Origin of the sequence: Pseudoalteromonas rubra (assembly GCF_000967655.1) — a bacterium.
Lineage (GTDB): Bacteria > Pseudomonadota > Gammaproteobacteria > Enterobacterales > Alteromonadaceae > Pseudoalteromonas > Pseudoalteromonas rubra_A.
The window spans coordinates 1-686 of sequence record NZ_JXYA01000155.1 but is presented as its reverse complement, the minus strand read 5'-3'; the positions used below and the strand labels follow the sequence as shown (position 1 = coordinate 686).

The following is a 686-nucleotide window of genomic DNA, read 5'->3' as shown; positions in this document are numbered from 1 at the left end:
CTCTTTTTTATGCTTGGCTTTGAGGTCGTCAATCAGCTGCTTAACCGCATCCTTATCGCCCGTTTCAACGGCTTCCGATTCAATCACCAGCGCCTGATCGTCTTCAGGCAACTGGCGCAAAACGCGTAAGTCGTTGTAGCCCAGTTTCATGTTTTGGGCAGCTTCAAAGAACTCTTCCCCAAATTGCTGAAGGTTTACCAAACGGCGATCAAGGTTTTGCCTATCAGTTTTTAGTATATGCTTACAGCATTCTTCCCAAGTGGTCACAGTGACCAGTTTTCCTTGATCATCGTGATAAGTTAAGCCCTTGTAACTCTTGGATTCCTTTATCTGCTGTACAACCTTTAATTCGGTCACAGTGACCAGTTTTCCAATAAAATTAAATGCCTGGATCTGGCCCAGTTGCAGCAAAGCATCCTGTTTAGACGCCAGAATGTCTTTGCCTTCAATCAGGGCTTTTTCCTGTTCGGGTGTAATGTGTGTATCTGTCATCGTTATTACCCCAGTACTCTGTAATTAATCGCTTCTTGCTGTAGCTCACGCAGTGCATTAGTAAAATTGTGATCTACCGTGTTACTTAGCTGCACCAGCGCCTTACTAAGCCGCCAGCGTTTATCATTTTTTGGCAGCCGCTCGGCAAACCCGGCCTTTACCAGATTGGCCAGTATTCGCGTTACATCAGCGTT

2 pseudogenes are annotated in these 686 nt (G+C 45.6%); both read right to left on the bottom strand.

Going from position 1 to position 686, the window contains the following annotated elements:
- Positions 1 to 492 (bottom strand): annotated as a pseudogene (locus TW77_RS24020) (hypothetical protein); the annotation flags it as partial.
- A gap of 5 nt (positions 493 to 497) precedes the next feature.
- Positions 498 to 686: pseudogene (locus tag TW77_RS25550) on the bottom strand (MarR family transcriptional regulator); the annotation flags it as partial.